Below are 6659 nucleotides of genomic sequence, written 5' to 3' on the forward strand. Positions count from 1 at the left end.
CCGGTTGATCCCTGCATGATGGTTTTCAGATACGCCATCAGCATTTTGTGATGGGCGGAAAGAAGAACCCTTTGTCTTTGTTTCGGTTTTCATATATTCTGTGTTTAGTTCAGTGTTAAAGATAACAATATTTTATAAATTGGTTTGATTACTTGCTATACAAAATGTTTGATTTATCATTTGGTTTTCATATACTTTGTGCTTTGATTAGATTTAATAATAATTTAAATGAGTTTATCACGGTCTATTCTCAAAATGATATTTTTTGTTTGAAATCTCCGCTGTTTGAGCATTAATTTCTACAGTAACCCATCCTGCAGGATAGAAATCTTTTTTTATAATCCATTTTGGATCGGTGTATGAAATTTCTAAACTTTCCCTGTCATTTTTATCATTTTTGTTCAAAAAGAAACCGTTCAATGTATACTGATTTTCAGGATTTTCTTTTTTAAGATCTTCTTGAAAAAACTGAATAAGAAGATCTGGGGTTATTTCATCTACCTTTTTTTCCTCAAAAATAAGCTCTTTAAGATTTCTCTGCTCTTCTGAACTCAAGTCATCAAGTATTGGTTCTTTTTCTAACAGGGAAAATAATTTGATAAGGTTAACTTTTTTATTTTCAAATATCTTTTCATTATTTTCAATTTTTTCTAACACTCCTCCTTTATCAAAATATTTTGTCTCACCTACCAAAGTATATTTTGCATTGGGATAAGGGTTTAAAATTCCTACATACGTTTCATACTCCACCGCAATTTTCCCGTTGGAATAAAATCTTTTCATTTTTTTTAATAAAGCAGGTACTGGTGGGGTTACACTTTTAAAGTAATTTATTTCATCGCCATCTGCCGAAGAAAATAGTTCTTGTTTTTCACCAGTGTCTAATTTTATTTCAATGGTCCACGGATTGAGCATATTTTTTGTTAATTGCTCATCCTTTAATTTTTCATAGGAAGGTATATCAAAAGTCTCTGTATTAACATTTTTTTCTTTAGGATAAGTAATATTATTTTTTTGTCCATCACAAGAATGAAAAATTAAAATAATAAAAATGATTAGATTACAGAGTTTCATTTTATTTTCCATTGAAATTTATTAGTTTAAAAATGCTTGTTTAGCTTTTTATCAGTGTAATCTATCATATTATCTGTTTCAGATATCTTAATATTTACAAAAAAGACTATCTTCATAAGGACAGTCTTTTTTTGTATAGCCTTTTAACCTTAAGGATATATATTACAGTGCTTTGAAGTGAAATATTAGGGTCTGCTATCCGCACGATAATCAACACTCAAAACTTTACCTGTATTTGCGTTTATTTTATAGTCCCAAAATCCTCTGGGATACATATCTTTTGTGACTGACCAGATATCTTTATCCAAAGAAATTTTTAAGCTTCTTCGCTCAACATCGCTGTGGGCATTAAGTATTTTCCCATTGCAATCATTTGATTTCAATTCATCAATAACTTTCTCAGCAGTTATTTTATCTTTTGTGACTTCTTTATCAAAGAAATTAACGTATAAATTTTCTTTATTAGATTCATTTACCTCTCTGATCATAGGTTCTTTTTGTAAGAGCTCCAAAAGATCTTTTAATTTGATTTTTACATTTTTTGCAAAATCAGTATAATCAGTAGTCTTTACAAGATACCCCTTTTGGTCATAGTCTTTAACAATTAAATTATTATAAAAAGGTTCCATCAGCATTTCACCCATAAAAACTTCAGACTCTTTCTGAATTGTTCCGGAAGGGTAAAAGTCTTTTACTTTTTTGAAAAGTGCCGGTGGTGGAGAGATAACCGTTTTAGTATAATATTTCTTATTATCATCTTCTCTATTATCCCAAAATGAATACTCTATGATTGTTCCATCTGATAATACCTCTTTTTTAGGGGGAAGTTTTTTTTCATCTTCCATGCTTACTACATCAGGATAGTTCTCAAATCTTTTCGTATCAAATCTTTCTGTATTCATAATTTTTTCTTTTGGATAAATAATGTTTCCTTTCTGCTCCTGTCCATTACATGAGTACATCATCATTGATATAGCTATATAAGTAATTATCTTTTTCATTTGATATCCTTATTAATTTTTTTCCACTGAAATTTATTTGTGGAGAATCTACTTTTCCACGCTTTTGTTTTAGGATTTTTTGTTTGATGGGTATAATCCATAATATTGTCTGTCTGATAGATCTTGAATGTATAAGGAGAACTATTGTCAAATGTATGATAAAGTCCCATAGCGTGTAGAATTTCATGTGCAGTACTGGAATCATTACGATTAGCGAATGCTACAACTGTTTTTACGTTCCCTACGTCTTCTGCAATACCATTTAATCCCAGAGAGGTAGGAAGCATAAATACTCTGTAATACTCTCTATATGCTTCATTTTTTTTGTCTTCAAAAAATATTTTATCCAATGTCGCATGTATAGAACGCCAGTCTGAAGTATCTGTAACTATATTTCCTTTTTCATCTTTTGTAGTAAAAAAGAGGTTGAATAAAAATCCATCAGCTATAATGGGGGTTGATTTTTCAAAAATATTAGCTTTAAAATATGCTTGGTTAAAGGCATTTACCGCAATGGTTTTCTCATTACCTTTCACCGCACCTGTTGCATTCATTTTTACTACTTTAACAGGAATCATTAATATATTAATATCTTTTATTTTATCATTTGGCAGTACTTTAATTTCCCCAACTTTTTCCGTTATTTTATTTTTTGTAGCAATAACTCTAATGGTTTCTGAGGAGGAAAATGTTTTTTTACATTTTATGATAAGGGAACTCTCATCATAGTTGATTCCTTTAGCTACAGTAAATTTTTTAATAATAGTGAGTTCAAATATATCTGTATTGTAAGCATAATGAAGTTTATCTGCCTTTTCTCCAACATGAATAATAGTATCTAATGTTGCCTTTTCTCCAACTTTTAAGGTCATATTAGGTACATAATATGTCCCTTTATAAACACTGAATGTACTATAATCCTTTAATATAGTATTATATTTTTTTGGATCAGCAGTAAATTTAGCCTCTTTCTTTGTAGCATAGACATCACCATAATGTCCTATGATACCATTATATGCTACATCTGTCTCCATTTTACTATCGCCTACTCTGATCCAGTCAAAACCAAATTCTCCTTTCCATTCTTTTGTTGGTCTAAAGAAAACGGCACATTTAGACAAGGTAGGTGAAGGTGGCGGTGTTCCCGGATCTCCTGAGTGAGAAATCCCGTCTCCTCCCTGTTCAGCATAAACGTCAGATGCAGACTCTGTAATAGATGCCTCTGAATAATAATGAAGATCGTTCTCTACGACTTCAAAAATTTTACCTTTTACAATTCTTAATCTCCCCATTGTTTAAAGCTTAATGAGATTTTCCTATTTCTCCACTTCTATTATCAATAGTACTTTTTGCATGTTTATTAATTGAGGCATTGGTACTGGTTTCTATTCCTCACTATAAATCAAAGAATCTTTCTTATATACTCTTTCTTCATATTTATATATATTCTTTTATATAAACATTTAATCACTTGGAACACTCTCAGGACGATAAGGAAAACAAGGCAATCCTTCACTATATATCAAAGAATCTTTCTTGTATAGTCTTTTTCCAACAATCTTTCCTTTGTCATCAAATAGCCTTAAAGTATCAGTAAAATATCCGTCTTTGGTATGCATTTCAAAATATAATTTTCCATTGCTGTGGAATTCTTTCCAAAGACCTGTTCCTTTTTTGAAAGTAGTTTCATAAATAATTTTGCCATTATTATCAAAACGTTTGTAAATACTATCTCTTAATCCGTTTTTGAAATATTCTTCTCGCCATATCTTTCCTTTTGCGTAAACATTTCCTTTTTTATCAAAATCAGCATCGCCACTTAGCCATTTTCCATGTTTTCTCCCTTTTATAATTCTACCAAAACGTTCACCTCCTTCTGCAAATTTATCCTCAACATAAACATCTTTATCTTCTTTTATATTTTTCTCAGGAAAATCTAAATTATACTTAAAGAAAGTATTTGGATTCGTAATACTACTTCTAATCATCGTCGGCGGTTCATGATCAACATTTTTTTTCTTGAATAAACTACAAGAAGTTAATAAAACTAAAAAAACAAAAGTATATTTCATTTATTTCTTTTTGACGGGTGCTTTACATTTACAAAATTCTTCCAGAAAATTTTTGGAATCATCTCGCATTATTTTAATTTGGTTATGATTGAATCGTAATCTAGAATTATAATAATCCATAATATTATGGGTAGTATTCTGTTTGTATAATAAAATACTTAATTCCATTTGTTGCAAAATCTCTTTCAAATATTGTTTTTTGGCTTCCAGAAATTTAACATAATCATTTTTTAAAAAATAACAATCTAATTCATATTCTTTATAACTACAGTCACTAACACTTAATAATTTTCTTAACGCTCTTTCGTTTTCTGAAATTTCTTTATTAATACTTTTTTTTGCTGCCTCTGTGTAGTTTACCGTTTTTAGTTTCCCTTGATAATATTCAATAAAGTTATTCAAATATGCTGTTAAGGATTTTTTATCAGAATAAAATTTACTCATAATATAATAAGTATCTTTACTTTTAGCAAGTAATATATCTTTATTTATTCCAGCTTTATAATTATCATTTTTTGATTCATCAGTATTTTTCTCTAATTGCCCATTTCCCCAAATATCCTCTCTCGCATTTTTATAAGCATCTCTTTCTTTTGTATCAAAAAACAAATGCGGAAGCCCCAACATATGCCCTATTTCATGAGCATAAGTATCTTTAGATTCTGTATTAGTAGAGTATACTATTAATGCATAATGATTGAGGGGTGAAGTTCTACTATAAGCACCTGTAGCTGGATCAGAAGACTCAAAATCACTTAAAATGATTATCCCACCTTCATATGTTTTACTCTTTGTTTTTAATTTATTTTTATACTCTGTAATCGTTATCTCATCTATTGCATTTGCTTTATCAAGCCCTCCCAAATCCTTTTGATTATCAACAATAACATCTGTAGGAACAGGTACCTTTTTACAATTTCCTGAAGCGTCTACACTACCAGGTTTACAAGTATTTGTACCAGGGATAACATCATATTTTTGCTTAACTACATTTCCAAAATACTTCTTATTCGTCCAATCCGTTTTATCAAAAGCATAAAAATAATCATCTAAATCCCCGGAACCCAAAGTATCAAACATAGCCTGATTTTCTATTTCAACTTCATATCCTGCCTGATTTAAAGAGTTTTCATTCAGATATTCTTTTACTTTATTGTCTTTGAATTTCTGAAATAAAGCCTGTGCTTTTGCTGATGCGGTAGGCTCATTAGCAACCAAGGCAATGACTCTGAATTTCAGTTTCAAAACTTTATTCTCCATCATGGTAAATCCACCCACTGTTTCTAATTTTTGAGTAGGGTTTTCCTGTTTGATTTTAAATGTTGTTTCAAGAGATTCTTTTAAACATTTTATTTTGAGTACTATGATCTCTTTATCTGCTATTATTTTTTCTGTTTTGTTGCCTGTTTTTGTTCCGCCCACCAATTCAAAACTGTAAAAATCATTTCCTTCCAAATAAATTTTCTCATTGTTAAGAACACCGCTTGTAAGAGCAACTTCAAGCGATAATGAGATCTCCTGGCCAGGTTTCATCAAGACAAACGGCATATCTATTTTACCATCTTTACACGGCTTAGGACACTCACTTAATCTGTAACTTGCTGTTATAGCATCTTTGGCTCCCTGCTCATCAGCGCTTTTAGCGATAATATCTCCTAAATCATTAGCAGTAGCGCCTTTTTTATAAAAATACTCAACATTAGAAAAGTCCACATCCTGGATTTTCAGCACTTCTTCAGAAGAAGGATCAACATCAATCCAGTCAAAACCAAATTCTCCATTATATTTCTTTGGAGGATTTGTGGGATCAACTACCGGAGGATTATAAATTCTTACTTTAATGTAATAATTAACTAAATCCGCAGAGGGTGCTTTTCCAGGGGCTCCACCATAAAGAATGTCAGTCTCACTATTTTCTACATAAGTGACACCAGCTGTTTCTAAAATATCTGCCTGGGAATAATAATGAAGATGTTCTTCCACCATCTCATATATCTTCCCTTTCACAATTCTTAATCTCCCCATTGTTTAAAGCTTAATGAGATTTTCCTATTTCTCCACTTCTATTATCAATAGTACTTTTTGCATGTTTATTAATTGAGGCATTGGTACTGGTTTCTATTCCGCCTTCGCTGTTTACTACAGTTTTTCCTTTCTTGGTTTCACTATGTACGTCACCTTCGATAATTTCGGTAAGTTTTCCGGTGATAAATGTACTTGCATTTCCAATTACAGAAGTCATTTTCATAGCTCCTACACTCTCCGTATTATTCAGACCTATACTGTCAGATTTATTCATCCCCACCGTGGTAGTCATGTTTTCACCTACATTGATATTCATATTCTTACAGTTAAGCGTCATTGTTTCAGGGGCAGTGATATTGATATTGCTGCCGGTAGTATCAAGATGGATCTCGTTACCACTCTTATCTGTGATGATAATGCTTTCATCTTCAGTGAAAACAATTCTATGTCCGCTTCTCGTTTGGATTGATTTTACACGGTTGTCTGC

Annotated in this window: 5 protein-coding genes and 1 pseudogene; all 6 read right to left on the reverse strand. The window is 31.0% G+C overall.

Annotated elements, in window-relative coordinates; genetic code table 11:
* Positions 1 to 237: 237 nt before the first annotated feature.
* Positions 238 to 1086 (reverse strand): hypothetical protein, encoded by an 849-nt coding sequence (locus tag BLS98_RS22920; RefSeq protein ID WP_089739850.1) that lies wholly within the window; start codon positions 1084 to 1086, stop codon positions 238 to 240.
* Positions 1087 to 1259: 173 nt separating this feature from the next.
* The gene (locus BLS98_RS22925; protein ID WP_089739852.1) at positions 1260 to 2075 is read right to left on the reverse strand and encodes a hypothetical protein; all 816 of its coding nucleotides are present in this window, start codon (positions 2073 to 2075) and stop codon (positions 1260 to 1262) included.
* Positions 2072 to 3367, reverse strand: a complete 1296-nt coding sequence (locus BLS98_RS22930; protein ID WP_089739854.1) for a zinc metalloprotease — start codon at positions 3365 to 3367, stop codon at positions 2072 to 2074. Before BLS98_RS22930 ends, BLS98_RS22925 begins: the two co-directional genes overlap by 4 nt.
* Positions 3368 to 3538: 171 nt before the next feature.
* Complete coding sequence (locus tag BLS98_RS22935; protein WP_089739856.1) at positions 3539 to 4147, reverse strand: toxin-antitoxin system YwqK family antitoxin; 609 nt, start codon at positions 4145 to 4147, stop codon at positions 3539 to 3541.
* Entirely contained in the window at positions 4148 to 6133 is a 1986-nt protein-coding gene (locus BLS98_RS22940; RefSeq protein ID WP_139166177.1) for a hypothetical protein, read from the reverse strand.
* 49 nt (positions 6134 to 6182) lie between these two features.
* Positions 6183 to 6659: pseudogene (locus BLS98_RS22945) on the reverse strand (Vgr family protein); the annotation flags it as partial.

The sequence above is a fragment of the Chryseobacterium jejuense genome (assembly GCF_900100075.1).
In the GTDB taxonomy this organism is placed as follows: Bacteria; Bacteroidota; Bacteroidia; order Flavobacteriales; family Weeksellaceae; genus Chryseobacterium; species Chryseobacterium jejuense.